This is a genomic window from Telluria sp. AZSoR62, from assembly GCF_058111565.1.
In genome coordinates, this window is sequence record NZ_JBYTST010000001.1 from 290,525 (window position 1) to 305,447 (window position 14,923).

Consider the following 14,923-nt stretch of genomic DNA (forward strand, 5'->3'; position numbering starts at 1 on the left):
GTGCTCGTGTCCGAATGTCAGACCTGACCCCGAAGTTGGTTGTTATGAAACGCGGGACTTGGCGGGTGCGGTGGCGTCGTGCCCTAGCCCATAGCTGCGCCGCATGCGCAGGAAAGGCTCCTCGACGATGTGGTAGCACAGCGTCGACAGCATCCAGGTCGCGCCATATGCCACCGCCAGCATGATGGCGGCGTCGAGCCAGGGCGTGCCGGTCGGGCTGACGAGGCCGATGCGCTGGGCCAGGATGTGCAGCAGCGCCATGTGCAGCAGGTAAAACGAGAAGCTGACCTTGCCGCCCTGGCTGAGCGCGCGCTCGACAATGCCCGGCAGGCGCGGCCCGAACGAGATCCAGGCCAGGATCAGCGCGGCCCAGCCGGCGCTCTCGAGCATCGACCAGAATACCCAGAATCCGGATTTCGGGGTGGCGCCGAAAGGGGCGACGCGGTGCATCCAGGCGGTGTCCCACATCACCAGGGCGATGGCGCCCACCAGCAGCAGCGGCGCAAAGCGCGCGAGCGGCGCGCGCCAGCGTGCGTATAGCATGGCCGCCGCCATGCCGATCAGGAACTGGTCGAAGCGGCCGACCCAGGTGGAGAAATACATCAGCGTGCTGTTGGGATTGACCGTGTAGGCGGCGACCTTGAAGAAGGCCAGCAGCACCAGCCAGCCGCCGAGATACACGATGCCGCGCTCCATGGTGAAGCGCGCCAAAAACGGAAATACCATATAGAACAGGAATTCCAGCGAGATGGTCCATGCCGCGCCGGTGATCACGGTGCCGGAGGTGGGCGCCAGGCCCAGGTTCGAGGCGAACAGGTAGAGCAGGTCTTGCGGCGCGAACTTGTCGCGGCCGATCGAGGTCGCCAGCAGGAAGATCACGAGGTAGAGCGGGACGATGCGCAGCAGGCGGTTGCGCAGGAAATCGCGGTAGACGATTTGCCCCTGGTGCAGTGCGATCTGCATGAACAGGAAACCCGACAGGGTGAAGAACAGGCCGACGCCGGTATGCCCTTCCGTGATGAGCGCCCACCATCCACCGGTGAGCCCGGGCGCGCCCAGGCCGCGGTATTCGAGGTGGAAATGGAACAGGAAAACCAGGGTCGCGGCAAGCCAGCGCAGCTGGTCGATGCGCGGGTTGTACTGGATGTTCAGCGAATGCATGGGGTGCCTGGCCGGGCGTGGACGCCCTGTTGTACAAAACCACGTATTGTAATGCCACCCAGCGCCTTCCCCGGGGGAATTGCCGTGAAAGGCCGCGGCTGGCTTATAATATCGGCCTGTCTTGTCTAGCCTCATGCCATGTCTTCCGCAGCCCAATTCGTCAATATCGCCGCCTACAAGTTCATCACCCTTGAAGACCTCGAGGACCTGCGCCCGCAATACCAGGCGCTGTGCAACGAGCTGGCTCTCAAGGGTACTGTCCTGCTGACGCCGGAAGGCATCAACATGTTCCTGTCGGGCACGCGCGAGCATATCGACCAGTACCTGGCCTGGGTGCGCCGCGATGCGCGCCTGGCGGACCTGGAAGTGAAGGAAAGCCTGTCGAGCGAGCAGTCGCACAAGCGCATGCTGGTGAAGATCAAGAAGGAGATCATCACGATGCGCATGCCGCTCATCAAGCCGGAACTCGGCCGCGCGCCAAGCGTCGAGCCCAAGACGCTCAAGCGCTGGCTAGACCAAGGCTACGACGACGACGGCGTGCCGGTGGTGATGATGGAAACCCGCAATGCCTTCGAGGTCGATGTCGGCACCTTCAACAACACGCTCGACTACCGCATCGACAAGTTCACGGAATTCCCGGAAGTCGCGGCCAAGCACAAGGACGAGCTGGCCGGGAAAACGGTCGTGACCTTCTGCACCGGCGGCATCCGCTGCGAAAAGGCGGCGATCCACATGAAGGAAATCGGCTACGAGCGCGTGTTCCAGCTCGATGGCGGCATCCTGAAGTATTTCGAGGAAGTCGGCGGCGAGCACTATACCGGCGACTGTTTCGTCTTCGACTACCGCACTGCCCTCAACCCGAAGCTCGAGCCGACCGAAACGGTGCAGTGCTTTGCTTGCCGCGCGGTGGTTACACCGCGCCAGCAATTGTCGCCAGACTATGTCTACGGCGAATCGTGCCCGCACTGCGCCCCGGCGCTTCGTTCCGCGAACGACGCCGGCAACGCAGGCTCGGCACAGCCAACCTGAAATTTTCTTTCAACGCGACGCTGCGTTTGAAATAATATTTCAGTGCGCGCGGACGCCAGGTCCGCGCATGTTCTCAGACAAAGAAACCTGCGTCGTCCACGCCCGACGGCCCACTTCCCACGATCTTTGCGATCACGCCATCGACGACAAACACGTCCTGGGCCATGGCGCCGCTCTGCAAGTCCTTGATGGTGGCGATCCAGTCCGCCGCAATCTTGTTCGCCGCGGCACCCGAGTACGCTGTCCGCTCAGCCGGCAGGTCCAGACGCGCGGTGAATACGTCGGCCGCCGCCACCTTGCCATTGAACGCCACCCGGTCGTTGCCCTGGGCCCCGGCCGAGATCTGGGTCACCATGTTGTCGATGGTGATCTGGTTGGTGTTGAGCAGGTTAGCCCAGTAATCGACGCCGGCCGTTTCCGCCGCCCGGCTGAACAGGTTGTCGTAGACCTCGGCGACCTTGGCACGGTTGTCCAGGTTGGCATAAGTCGTCCGGTATTCCTGCGAAATCGAGAACTGGCGCGACATTTCCTGCACGGCATTCGGATTGGTGGCCAGGGCCCCTGTCCAGTAGGCGAGGCCCGCGGCGTCAGCCGGCCGGCTAAAATAGGAAATGTAGAGTTTTTGTACCGCGGTGGTGTTAGCGTCTGCCATGTCGACCTCCATGTGGTTGGAAAGTCAATCCTACAACAGGCGAAAAAAATGTGACGCGAATGGCTGAACAGTGCGCAGTTACTTGCTTTTAGGAGATATTTCCCGAAAGATAAAGCACGTTAACCGACGATGACGATCAGCAAGTATCGACAGGGCGATACTTGCTGATGTTTAACGGAAGTAGGCCGCGATTTCGCGAATCGAGTCCGACTGCAGCGTGCCGGCGGCGGCGCGCAGGCGCATCAATCCCACGAGGTAGGAGTAGCGAGCCTGGGCCAGGTCGCGCTGGCTGGTGAACAGCTGTTGCTGGGCATTGAGCAGGTCGAGGTTGATGCGGACACCGCCCTTGATAGATTGCTCTGTGGCTTTCATCAGGAGCTTGCCCGAGTCCACCGCTTTGATCAGTGCATCTATCTTGCGGGAACTACTCGCCACTAGGCTGTGGGCTTTTCGCAACTCGACCATAACCTGATTGGTGCGCGCATCGAGCTCGGCCTGGGCACGCCCGTAGCCTGCAGCGGCCTGGCGCGTGGACGCGTTCACCGCCCCGCCCTGGTAGATCGGGACGTTGAGCTGGAGGCCAAGCTGGCGGTTGGTGTTTTGCTGGTTCAGGTTGGTCAGCGATTCGCTGTCGCTTTTGCTATAGGCGCCCACGAAATCCACCCGCGGATAATGCCCGGCCCGGTTGCGGCTGATGTCCAGGCGCGCGTTCTCGGCTGCCAGGCGGGCTGCGGCCAGCGTGTTATTGCGCGCGAGCGCCAGCTGGCGCCAGTCCTCGAACGAGGCCGGATTGAGCTCGGGCGGACGGAAATTGTCGCCCAAGCTGTCCAGCTCGCCCGGATCCATGCCGATCACCCCTTCCAGGGTGTTGCGGGCGGCCAGCAGGTTGTCCTGCGACTCGATCAATACTGCCTCAGCAAGGTCGAGCCTGGCCTGGGTTTCCAGCATGTCGGTCTTGGTGCCCTCGCCTTTTTCGAACAGGCGCTGGTTGACCTTCTGGCTCTCGATGTTGGCGTCGCGCTGGACCCGTGCCAGCGCCAGCTGGTCCTGGGCGAACAGCACGTCCAGGTAGGCGCTGACCACGCGCACCGACACCTCGTCGATACCCGCCTCGTAGGCTTCTTCAGCCTGCGCCGTCTGCGCCTTGCCCTGGCGGTAGCGGGCGATGGCTTCCATGTTGAACAGCGGCTGGCGCAGCTGGACGACGGCGGAACGGCTGGTGTAGCGCGGATGCTGGGTGCTCAGCTGCCCGAACAGGTTTGGCGCCGTCTGGTCGGCCACGTTCTGGCCGTACGAGTAGCTGCCCGACACCTGCGGCAGCAGCAGCGAGCGGCCCAGGATACGGTTTTCCTTGCCGGATTCGTTCTCGTAGAAGCGCATGCGGAAGGTCGGGTCGTTCCGGATCGCCGCGTCATAGGCCTGCTGCAGGCTGACCGCACCGGCGCCGCCGGCACTGGCCAGCAGCACGCCCATGACGGCCGCGCGCAGGATCGTTCCGCTCTTGCGGGCATTCATGGCTAAGCGCATATCAATCCTCGCTCATCGACGACTGGGCACGGTCCACCAGCGGCTTGAGCAGGTAGTTCATCATCGTGCGCTCGCCGGTCTTGACGAACAGGTCCACCGGCATGCCAGGACGGATGTCCATCTTGTTCTCGGCAATCTTCTTGGCGCCAGCCTGGGTCACTTTCACGTGCGTGACGTAGTACGGCATGCCCGTGCGCTCATCGACGCTTCGGTCGGCCGCCACGCTTACCACTTCGCCTTCGATATGCGGCGTCTTGTTGGCGTTGAATGCCGAGAACATCAGCTCGACCTTCAGGCCGGCATGCACCTTGTCGACCAGGTTGGTCGGCAGGTGGCCTTCGACCACCAGCGGGTCGTCGGTCGGCACGATGTCCATCATCTTGAAGCCCGGGGCAACGACGCCGCCATTGGTGAAGACCGCCAGGTTCAGCACGGTACCGGCGGCCGGCGCCTTGACTTCGACATTCGACAGCTCGAACTTCAGGGCCTGCAGGCGCGCGCCCTGCCCTTGCGCCTCACGCTGCACTTCCGACAGCTGGGTGCGCACTTCCTTCTGGTATTCCTGCATGCGCTGCGACTTGCGCAGGGTCAGTTCGGTCACCTGGCGCTGGGCGCGGCCGATATTGCCGATGTCTTCCGAGATCGCCCCGCCCAGCTGGGCATAGGTGCGCTCCAGGTCGAGCAGGCGGTTGCGGGCGACATAGCCTTCCTTGGCCAGGTCGCGCATGCCGCCCAGCTGCTCCTTCAGGAAGTTGATCTGTTCTTTCTTGCTGTTTCGCGACTCTTCGAGCCCGCGGATCTGCAGCTTCAGGCCGGCGATATTCTCGTCCAGCGCGCCCATCTCGCTTTGCAGCGAAGCCTGGCGCGACAGCAACAGCGAGTTCTGCAGGTTGATCAGGTCGGCCACGAGCGGCTCGTTGCGGCGCTGTTCCATCTCGGCCGGGAAGGCAATCTTCTTGAGGCCATCGCGCTCGGCGGCAAGGCGCGCTTCGCTGGCGATGGCCGACAGGTACTGGCTCTCGGTCGCCTGCACACCCGACTGGGCAATCACCGAGTTCATGCGCACCAGCACCTGGCCTTCCTTGACCACGTCGCCATTGCGCACCAGCAGCGCTTGCACGGTGCCGCCGGTCTGGTGCTGCACCGCCTGGCGGTTCGATTCCTTGGCCACGGTGCCGCTCAGCGGCACGCCCTTGTCCAGTGGGGCCAGCAGCGCCCACAGCAGGAAGCCGCCGAAGCCGACCAGCACGATCAGCCAGCCGATCCGGCTGTAGGCGCGCGCATCGGTATTGACTTCGAGCGGCGTCGCATCGTGGGCCACGACTTCGGCCGGGCCCTGGGTAGCATCTTTGAGCAGCTTCATTATTTTCCTTCTTCAGTCGTGGTCGCGGCCGGCGCGTCGGCGCCAGGGGCGCGCGCGGCGCCGCCCTGGGCAGCCTGCGCGGCCTGCAGCGCCTGCTGCTGCGCAGCCTGGGCAGCCTCCACCGCTTTCTTGTTGGCTTCCTGCAGTGCGGCGAGCACCTGAGGGGTCGGACCGAACATGTGGACGGCGCCGTCGCGCATCAAGAGCAGCTTGGTGGTGACACTGATGGCGGCCGGACGGTGCGTGATCAGGATGATGGTCTTGCCGCGCTGGCGTAGGTCGGTGATCGCACCGACCAGAGCCGCTTCGCCCATGTCGTCCAGATTCGAGTTCGGCTCGTCCAGCACGATCAGCGCCGGGTCGCCGTACATGGCGCGGGCCAGCGCAATGCGCTGCTTCTGGCCGCCGGACAGGCCAGCGCCGCCGTCGCCCAGCTGGGTGTCATAGCCTTCCGGGAAATGCAGGATCATGTCGTGCACACCGGCGCGTTTGGCGGCCAGCACCACTTTCTCCGCATCGATCTCCCCGAAGCGGGCAATGTTCTCGCTGACCGTACCGCCGAACAGCTCGATGTCCTGCGGCAGGTAGCCGATATGCGGGCCGAGCTCGGCCTTGTTCCACTGGTAGATGTCGGCGCCGTCGAGGCGCACGTTGCCCATCATGGTCGGCCACACGCCGACCAGCAGGCGCGCCAGCGTCGACTTGCCCGAGCCGCTCGGCCCCAGCACGCCCAGCACGTCGCCCGGGACGATGCCGAACGAGACATTGCGCACGATCGGGGTCTTCACGCCCGGAGGCGCGGCGGAGACCCCTTCCAGAGCCAGGGCGCCTTGCGGCTTGGGCAGGGCCATGCCGGCCGCGCGCTTCGGATTGACTTCCAGCAGCGCGCTCAGGCGCTCGTACGAGCTGCGGGTGCTGCTCCAGCTCTTCCACACCGAGATCACCTGCTGCACCGGGGCCAGGGTACGGCCGACCAGGATCGAGGCGGCGATCATCATGCCTGGGGTGATCTTGTTTTCCAGGACCAGCAGCGCACCGAAACCCAGCACCAGCGACTGCAGCGCCGTCTGCACGAACTTGGTGACCGCGCCGATGGTGCCGGCTTTCTGGCTGGCGTCCGCCTGCAGGCTCAGGAACTTGCCATGGCGCTTGAACCAGCGGCCCATCAGATGCGGCAGCATGCCCATCGATTCGATGACTTCGGCATTGCGCAGGTTGTTGGTGGCCAGGGTGCTGGCCGAGATGGCCATGGTGTTGGCTTCGGCCAGCGGGGCCTTGGTGACGCGCTCGTTCACATAGGCGAGCACCATCAGGATGATGGTGCCGACCAGGGCGAACACGCCCAGCGAAGGCTCGAAGAAGAAAATGACGATCAGGTAGACCGGGAACCACGGCGCATCGAAGAAGGCGAACAAGGCGTTACCGGTCAGGAACTGGCGCAGCGTGGTCAGGTCGTTCAGCGCCTGGCCGGCATTGCCGCCGGCCTGCTTCAGGTTCTGCTCGAAGGCGGCGGTGTAGATGCGCTTGTTCATCATCATGTCGAAGCGGGCGCCAACGCGCACCAGCACGAAGGACCGGATCACTTCCAGTCCCGACATGAACATATAGGCGCCCAGCATCAGCACGGTCAGCATCACCAGCGTGATCTCGTTGCGGCTGGCCAGCACGCGGTCGTAGACCTGCAGCATGTAGATTGACGGCACCAGCATGAGCAGGTTGATGATCGCGCTGAACACGCCCACCGTGTAGAACGTGCTCTTGAAGGTCAGCAGGGCCTGTTCGATCTCGTTCTTTTTATCCAAAAGTTTTTTCATATGCGCTTTGCTTGACTAGGAGGCCAACGAGGATTCGTAGCACCGCGTCCCGACTCATCTGTTAAAAGAAAATTGATCCGCAAACACATTATCTAACAAAATGCTCGAAATATGTGATGCACGTCACATTTTTTGAGCAAGTGTGCGACAAATAGTAGCAACAAACAATTCTGACAATGAAAAAAACCCCGCCACCTTGCGGTGGCGGGGTTTCTAGAGCTGAACTACTTGCTCAGTTACCGCTGATTAGCCGGTGACGATGCCGTTCGACAGAGCGACGTCGGTGACGGTCACGCCGGTCAGGGTGATGGTCACGACTTCTGGAGTCGTGGCGCTCGAACCGAAGGCCGACTTCTCGAGGATGACCACGGTGTCAGCGCCGTCCTGGAAGATGAACGCTTCCAGCACTGCGTCGTTACCGCCGGTGACCTTGTTGGTCGCTGCAGCGTAGGTTGCGGTCGTGTTCAGGGTGTACTGGGTACCGATGAACAGCGAGTCGTTGCCTTGCAGACCGAACAGAGCGATCGAGGTGTCGGTGGTGCCAGCGACATAGATGTCCGAACCGGCGCTAGCGATCGGGGTACCACCTGCCAGGGTCAGCGGCAGCGACAGGTTGTTGTCGATGAACGCTTGGCCGGCTGCGGTGATCGCGCCGTTGACTGCTGCCAGCTGGGCTGCCTGGGCATTAGCTGCGTCCAGAGCGGCGGTTGCCTTGGTCAGGTCGGTGATGGCCTTCGAAGCGGCGGTCACTTTAGCCTGGTCGGCGGTCAGCTCGGCAACCAGCAGGTTCTCGGCGTAGACGTCGGTGTAAGCCTTGACGGTAGCCTTGAAGTTGGCAGCAGCGGTAGCCAGGGCTGGGTCAGCGCCAGGAGCGGCAGCCTTAGCGTCCAGGATAGCCTGTTCGGTCGAGATCTGCTCCAGGGTTGGCATGGCGCCAGCAGCAACGGTGACGTTGGTCATCGCGGCCTTGACAGCTGCCAGGTTGGTGGCTTCGGTGCTGCCAGCCTTGACGTCCAGGTAGTTGACCGATGCGGTTGCCGAAGCTTCTACAGTGGTAGCCGAAGCCAGGGTCTTTTCAGCAGCTTCGTTGGCGATCGATGCAGCCAGCAGGGCGGTGATGCCTGGGTTGGCGGTTTCGGTCACGGCCGAGCTGTCCAGAACCAACTTGCCCGAAGCGTCCAGCTTGATCAGGCCAGCGACGGTGCCGTCAGCCAGCACGGTGATGGCGGCGCCGCCATTCAGCGACTCATATGCAGCTTCACGTGCAGCCAGCTCAGCCTTGGTGGTGGTGAAGGCGGTGTTGGCAGCGGTGGTAGCGGCTTTAGCCGAGGTCTGGGCAGCGACAGCAGCCGACAGGCCAGCGACTTCCGAGATAGCGACCTGGTCAGCAGCGACTTCGATCTGTGCGTTAGCCAGGGTGGTGGCGTTGGCAGCGACCTTGTCAGCGACCAGAGCAGCGCGCACGCCTGCCGAGGTGGTAGCCGAGAAGGTTGGGATGAAGGCGTCGATGGCGACAGCAGCGTCGCTCACCTTGGTGCCGATCGAAGCTTCGGTCACCAGGACCTTGTCGACCTTGCCGTCAGCTGCGTCCAGGAACGCGGTCTTGGCAGCTTGTGCCGACTGCAGCGAGTTCAGGCCCGATTGCAGGGTGAACGGGGTGCCGGCGATGACGACTTTCGACACGGTGGCGTTCAGGGTTGCTGGTGCGGTAGCGACGGTCAGCGAAGCATCGGTGGTGATGCTGGTGATGAAGGTCTTGGCCAGTGCGTTAGCAGCGGCGCCGCGGTAGCCGTTTTGCTCAGCGACGGTGTCCAGTGCGTTGGTGAAGGCGGTTGCGCCGGTCACTTTGTTGGCGTAGGCGGTTGCATCGGTGGTCAGTGCTGCTTTAGCGATCTCAGCGACGACTTTGTCGATGGTGATAGCTTTCTTGTCCAGCAGGTCAGCCCAGTAAGCTTGACCAGCGGCTTCTGCAGGACGGCCGAACAGGTTCAGGTAGACCTTGTTGACGACCTGGGCATTGGTCATGCCGGTGTATTCGGTCTTGTATTCGGCTTCGGCAGCGAAGGCAGCCGACACCAGAGCGGTCGAGCCCTTTTGTGCTGCAACAACGTTGGTCCAGTAGTCGAGACCAGCGGTGTCAGCAGGACGGTTGAAGTAAGCGACGTACAGTTGTTGAACAGCTGCGACGTGTGCGGTGACGATTGCCATGTAGTGCTCCAAAAAAAGAAGATCGTTAGATCGAAAGTTGAATCAGTTATTGCAAGAGTGCTGATGCACACCTGTAAGCCCAACGAGCCGCATCATGACAGATGCCCGAGGATGGCAGATGTGATGGCCATCACAAAATCTATAAAGTTTTCCGGAAATCGACAAAATTTATACAAATCTGGCGAGGATTACGTGGGATGAATAGATTTTGTTAAAACCTTTACAAAACTTATCGTGTGCAGATGCTGCCTACCAGATTACATTTTGTTACAGCGTATGTATTAAAAGCTAATTGCATATTAGATCTGGTTCTAAAGAAAATTGATCCGCAATTAAAAAACCCCGGGCGGGCCGGGGTTAATCTTCATGTGGATCAAAGCGCAATCACCGCCAGCCAGTGCCGCCGTTCACCGTTCGCTTGTCGTCCAGCCTGCCATCGAAGATGTAGGCAGCGGCACCGCCGCGCTCATTGGTAAGCAGGCCCTGCACGTTGATCACGCCATGGCGACCATCGGCCGCGTTGCCGAGCAGGCGCCCGGCGTCCGTAACCGCGCCTTCGCCGCCAATCCGCACGACATCGGTCGAGGTCGTCAAATCCATACCGGTCTTGAATGTCCGGTCGCCGAAATTGACGGTCAGGCTGCCATTCGATAATGCGGCAGGTGCGACCACGGTATAACCATAGCCATATTCCGTTGTCACCAATGCTTCACTTTCGCGCAATGCAAAGCCGACCGTGCCGTTATTCGGCGCGACATAATCTTTTCCTGGCGAGCGGAACAGCGAGAAATAACCGGACAGGGCCAGCAATTCATTCTTTTCGCGCTCGGCGGCCAGGTCGATGCTGGCATAGCGGTCCAACACCGGCTGCCAGCGTCCCCAGACCGCCACCCGCTCGGGCAGGGCTGGTACGTCGATCACTGGGGGCGGCATGGTCACCACCGGCGGAGGCGTCTCGGGCAGCGGCGGCGCCGGGACCGGGGGCGCCGTCACCAGCCTTTCGATGACCTGATTCAGCCCAGCATTTTTCTTCGCCTCCACGCCGACATTGGCCTGGGTCGAACCCGCCCCACCACTCTTGGCCAGCGGCTCATCGCCACGCGGCGGCGACACCTGGTCCGGCGACAGCGGGCTGCTCTGCAAGAGCTGGGCAGCCTGGCCGCGCTGGACCTGCACCAGCTGGCCGCGCTGGGCGGCACTCAGCTCGCGGCTGGCCTCGCCTTCGCAGGGGCCGGCGCCGTCCGGACGGCAGCCGCCCGAGAAGCCGCTGACCACCACGCCGCCGGAAATCACGGCCACGCGCGACGTGTCGTCATTGGTGAAGACGGTAAAATCGGTGCCGCGCACGCCGATCGCCGCCACCGGGGTATTGAAACGGAAGTTCTGGCGCGCCAGCTTCACCGCCTCGCCCGACTTGCTGCGCGCGACACCGCTGAGCAGCTCGAGCTTGATGCGGGTATTGGCCGGGTTCTTCTGGTCGATGTGATAGGTGACGATCCGCGCCTTCGTGTTCGGGCGCAGGATGAACAGGCCGTTGTCGACCGTCTTCACATAGATGAAGCCGTCGGCGCCGGTGCTGAGCATCTGGCCTTCGGCCACCGCCGCGCCTTCGCGCGCCGCGGCTTCGCCTGCCTTGGCATTGCCGGCAACGAAGATGATCTTGCCCGCATCGGCTGCCTGGGCAGCATGCGCCGCGCAGACCAGCAGCGCAGTAAGTAATAGTTTTTGCAAGATGATTCCCCTTTTCCTTCCAATGTACCGTGTGGGCGGCAGGCGGTTCTGTGATGACTGTCACATTTTATCGGAAAGGCTGGGCTTGTCTCCAAGTATTACATTTCGTAGTATTTCAATTAAAACAATGCGCAGCAGCAACTACGCGCGTTATACTGCCCTATTCGTTTAACTGAAAGTACGCCTGTACACTGCTGCGCGTGGCTGAACCGAGATCACAAGCCCGACCCCGTGGACGCTGGGTCATTGCTACGCTGGCCTTCCTGGTGACCCTGTGGTCGCAATACGGAAACCTGGCGCAACTGTCGTTGCGTGGCAACGGGACGCCCGGCGCCGGGCGCATGCACGCCGATCTGTTGTTTCTGCCCAACGAGCGCCTGCGCGACGCCTTCGTGCGCCTGCAGGCCAGCAGCGCGCCCGATCCGCGCATCCTCGTGGTGGACATCGACGAAGCCTCGCTGACCGAACTCGGTCCCTGGCCGTGGCCGCGCGAACGCCTGGCCCACCTGGCGGAAATCCTGCTCACCGAATACAGCGCGCGCGGCGTGGCCCTCGACATCGTGCTGCCCTCGCCCAGCGGCACGCCGGGGGACATGCGCCTGGCCCTGCTGGCCCGGCATGGCCCGGTGGTGCCGGCCCAGGCCTTCGACTTCGACATGGCGGGCAACCGGCCGCAGCAACTGCGCGACGGCCACCTGGGCGGCGCCACCACACTATATAAAGGCGGCGTGCCGGCCACCGGCTATGTCGGCAACTACCCTGCCCTGGCGGAAGCGCCGCAGATCGGCGCCATCGGCTTCATCCCCGACCCGGACGGCGCCCTGCGCCGCGTGCCGCTCGTTACCCGCTTCGAAGGCCGCCACTATCCGGCGCTGGCGTTGGCGCTGGTGAACTGCTGCGCCGGCAAGGGGCCCTTGTTGCTTGACGACGCCGGCCAGATGCGCGTGCCTTACCGGCGCGACTGGTCGGCCTATACCGTGGTGAGCGCGGCGGACATCCTGGCCCAGCGCATCGTCCCGTCCAGCGCGGCCAAGCGCCTGGCGATCGTCGGCTCGTCCTCGCTGGGCATGGCCGACCGGGTCGAAACGCCGTTCGCGGCCAGCCGCCCGGGCCTGGGCGTGCAGGCGACGATTCTCTCCGCCCTGCTCGACCGCCAGGAAGGCAAGCTGCCTGCGCCCTGGCCCGGGCGCCTGATCGCCTGCCTGTTTGCGCTGGTGTCGGTGGTGGCCTGCATGCTGATGTTCCCGCGCCTGTCGGCAGCCGCCAGCGTCGGGCTGCTCGCGGCCGGGTCAGGCGTATGGCTGGCGCTGGCCTATGTGGTGAGCCGCCACGACCCGGATTTTGCCCCGGTGGGGCCGCTGGCCACCAATCTGTTCCTGCTGGCGGTGGCGGTGCCCTACCAGTGGCAGGTGTCCCAGGGCCGCTCGCGCCACCTGCTGCAGACCTTGCGCCAGTACGTGGCCCCGGCCGTGGTCGAGGAATTGCTGCGCAGCGAAGAAGAAGACCCGCTGCGCCCGCGCTCGCGCGACGTGACCACCCTGGTGGCCGACATGGAAGGCTATACCGGCCAGGTCGAGACGCTGCCGGTGGCCGAGGCGGCGCAGCTCACGCGCGACTTCCTCGATTGCCTGACCGGGCCCGTGATCGACCACCAGGGCACGCTCGACAAGTACACCGGCGACGGCATGATGGCCTTCTGGGGCGCGCCGCTGCCGATGGAGCAGCATGCCGACCTGGCGCTGGACGCCGCCCAAGCCATCACGCGCCGGGTGGCGAGCCTGAGCCGGCGGCGCGAGCGGGCCGGTTTCAAGCCGCTGCGTGTGCGGATCGGCATCGAAAGCGGGGTCGCGATGGCCGGCGACTTTGGCACCAGCTTCAGAAGCATCTATACTGCGGTTGGCGACAGCGTCAACACGGCGGCCCGGCTCGAGCAGGTCGCCCGCGATTTCCCCCATAACGTCATCATCGGCCCCGGCGCCGTCGAACGTGCGCGCCGGCACCGTTTCCTCGCCCTGGGCGAGCGCCTGCTGCGCGGTAAAGAAAAACCAACGCCTTTGTATACCTTCGACTCCAGCATGAACCATCCGGCCACGCATAGTGCGGCCACGCAGGCGGCGGCCGCCGCCGAACCGGGGCCGCTCGCATGATGGCGCGGCTCGCCCTTCATTTCCTTGCCGGCCTGCTGGCCTGGGCGCCGGCCTGTGCGCCGGCCCAGGACATCGCCGCCGACACGCCTCCCGGGAACGCCATCGACGCCCGGCAGGACGCGCTGTACCAGAATGCGCTGCAGTCGCTGGCCGAAGGCCGCAAGACCGATGCCTCGGAAGCCCTGGCGCGCCTGATCGAGCAGGCGCCCCAGCACGCCGGCGCCCTGATCGACCTGGCGCTGATCCAGTGCAGCCTGGGCAACGCGGAAGCGGCCGAGCGCCTGTTCGCCACCATCGAGACGCGTTTTTCGCCGACCCGCGAGATCCTCGAACTGATCGGCGAGGCGCGCGACAGCGGCTGCAAGCCGGCCGCCCCTGCCAGTTCGTCCGGCATCACGTTCGGGCGCGGCATCGACGACAACGTCAACCAGGGCGCCAGCAATTCGACCCTCATCGTCACCGGCCCCGACGGCGACATCGAACTGCCGCTGCTGGAAGACTTCCTGCCCAAGCGCGACGGCTATACCTCGCTGGGCGCCGACTACGTGCGCTCGCTCGGCAGCAACGGCAGCCTCGGTTTCCTGCAATTCCAGCAGCGCCGCTACGACAGCATGCGCGCCTACGACACCGGCGCGCTGTATGGCGGCATCGAATCGCCCTGGCGCTTCGGCGCCTGGACCCTGCGCACCACCGGTTCGCTGGGCGTGACGACCATGGGCGGCCGGCTCTACCAGAAGCAGGCCCAGGCGCAGATACGGGTGGCCCCGCCGCTGCCGCTGCCCTCGCATACCCAGCTCTACCTGACCGGCAGCGCCACCCATACCGAATACCAGACCCTGCGCAGCTTCGACTCCGACGTGCTGGAAGCGCGCGCGCTGCTGGCCTACCAGGCCGGCACGCTTGCCACCAGCGCGACCTTCGGCGTGCTGAGCGACCGCGCGCGCAGCGACCGCCCGGGCGGCAACCGTCACGGCAACTACCTGACGCTGTCGGCGCGCCGGCCGCTCGGCTGGGACACCAGTGGCGAGCTGTCCTGGACGCGCCAGCAATGGGACAGCGCCTCGCCCTACTCGCCCGAGCTGCTGATCGACCAGGTGCGCGCCCAGCGTACCCAGGTGCTGCGCGCGGCCCTGACCTACCAGCTCGCCAAGAACCAGACTGTTGCGCTGGAGGGACGGATCGTCCGCAACCGGGAAAACATCAGCATCTTTCAGTACAATAACCGGCAGCTACAGCTGAGCTGGCAATGGCAATATCCTTGATTCCAGCCTTGTCCTCGCTGGTTTCCATG

At 63.8% G+C, this 14,923-nt stretch carries 10 protein-coding genes; 3 read left to right on the forward strand and 7 right to left on the reverse strand.

Going from position 1 to position 14,923, the window contains the following annotated elements; genetic code table 11:
- Positions 1 to 42: 42 nt before the first annotated feature.
- Positions 43 to 1,161: an acyltransferase family protein gene (locus AC3XQU_RS01260; protein WP_489872310.1), complete on the reverse strand. Its 1,119-nt coding sequence runs from the start codon at positions 1,159 to 1,161 to the stop codon at positions 43 to 45.
- Between the two features lie 138 nt (positions 1,162 to 1,299).
- Here AC3XQU_RS01260 and AC3XQU_RS01265 point away from each other — a divergent pair, with 138 nt between their 5' ends.
- Positions 1,300 to 2,190 carry a sulfurtransferase gene (locus AC3XQU_RS01265; RefSeq protein ID WP_489872311.1) on the forward strand — a complete coding sequence of 297 codons (891 nt, stop codon included), beginning with the start codon at positions 1,300 to 1,302 and terminating at the stop codon, positions 2,188 to 2,190.
- A gap of 73 nt (positions 2,191 to 2,263) precedes the next feature.
- Here AC3XQU_RS01265 and AC3XQU_RS01270 read toward each other — a convergent pair whose 3' ends face one another.
- The 6 genes from AC3XQU_RS01270 to AC3XQU_RS01295 all read right to left on the reverse strand — a co-directional run bounded on the left by AC3XQU_RS01270 (position 2,264) and on the right by AC3XQU_RS01295 (position 11,485).
- Entirely contained in the window at positions 2,264 to 2,842 is a 579-nt protein-coding gene (locus tag AC3XQU_RS01270; RefSeq protein WP_489872312.1) for a DUF4214 domain-containing protein, read from the reverse strand.
- Between the two features lie 171 nt (positions 2,843 to 3,013).
- Positions 3,014 to 4,369, reverse strand: coding sequence for a TolC family outer membrane protein (locus AC3XQU_RS01275; RefSeq protein ID WP_489872313.1), 1,356 nt, complete (start codon positions 4,367 to 4,369; stop codon positions 3,014 to 3,016).
- A 1-nt stretch (position 4,370) separates the two neighbouring features.
- Complete coding sequence (locus AC3XQU_RS01280; protein WP_489872314.1) at positions 4,371 to 5,732, reverse strand: HlyD family type I secretion periplasmic adaptor subunit; 1,362 nt, start codon at positions 5,730 to 5,732, stop codon at positions 4,371 to 4,373.
- Positions 5,732 to 7,546 (reverse strand): type I secretion system permease/ATPase, encoded by a 1,815-nt coding sequence (locus AC3XQU_RS01285; RefSeq protein ID WP_489872315.1) that lies wholly within the window; start codon positions 7,544 to 7,546, stop codon positions 5,732 to 5,734. Before AC3XQU_RS01285 ends, AC3XQU_RS01280 begins: the two co-directional genes overlap by 1 nt.
- Positions 7,547 to 7,792: 246 nt before the next feature.
- Complete coding sequence (locus AC3XQU_RS01290; RefSeq protein ID WP_489872316.1) at positions 7,793 to 9,754, reverse strand: DUF4214 domain-containing protein; 1,962 nt, start codon at positions 9,752 to 9,754, stop codon at positions 7,793 to 7,795.
- 384 nt (positions 9,755 to 10,138) lie between these two features.
- A complete protein-coding gene (locus tag AC3XQU_RS01295; protein WP_489872317.1) occupies positions 10,139 to 11,485 on the reverse strand; it encodes a FecR family protein in 1,347 nt (448 codons plus the stop codon).
- Between the two features lie 341 nt (positions 11,486 to 11,826).
- Here AC3XQU_RS01295 and AC3XQU_RS01300 point away from each other — a divergent pair, with 341 nt between their 5' ends.
- Entirely contained in the window at positions 11,827 to 13,632 is a 1,806-nt protein-coding gene (locus tag AC3XQU_RS01300) for a CHASE2 domain-containing protein (RefSeq protein ID WP_489872318.1), read from the forward strand.
- Complete coding sequence (locus AC3XQU_RS01305; RefSeq protein ID WP_489872319.1) at positions 13,629 to 14,894, forward strand: tetratricopeptide repeat protein; 1,266 nt, start codon at positions 13,629 to 13,631, stop codon at positions 14,892 to 14,894. Before AC3XQU_RS01300 ends, AC3XQU_RS01305 begins: the two co-directional genes overlap by 4 nt.
- The last annotated feature ends 29 nt before the right edge of the window (positions 14,895 to 14,923 follow it).